This window comes from Chryseobacterium sp. SIMBA_028 (genome assembly GCF_046535285.1).
GTDB lineage: Bacteria > Bacteroidota > Bacteroidia > Flavobacteriales > Weeksellaceae > Chryseobacterium.
Window position 1 is genome coordinate 1 of sequence record NZ_JAWRWZ010000699.1, and the last position, 245, is coordinate 245.

Genomic DNA, 245 nt, shown 5'->3' on the forward strand with positions numbered 1-245 from the left:
CACGGTCAGCAGCTCCGGGCTCATCGATGCCGGCGGCAACCGGGTGGCGTTGTCCTCCGCGGATCAGCAAGTACTTTTGTCACTCCCCCGCGGGAACCTGCCCGTGGACCGTTCGCTCTCCAACGGCGACTACCGCCTGGTCGCCGTCGAAACCCCCTACGGAGACGTGATCGTGACAGGCCTGCCGCTGGCTGACAAACAAAGCACAGAGGCTTCGCTGGTATGGACCATGGTCCTTGTGTCGT

The 245-nt window shown here is 63.7% G+C and carries 1 protein-coding gene; it reads left to right on the forward strand.

Annotated elements, in window-relative coordinates:
• Positions 1-245, forward strand: a 245-nt coding sequence (locus SCA31_RS25050) for a hypothetical protein (RefSeq protein WP_410699649.1), incomplete at both ends; no start/stop codon positions are given.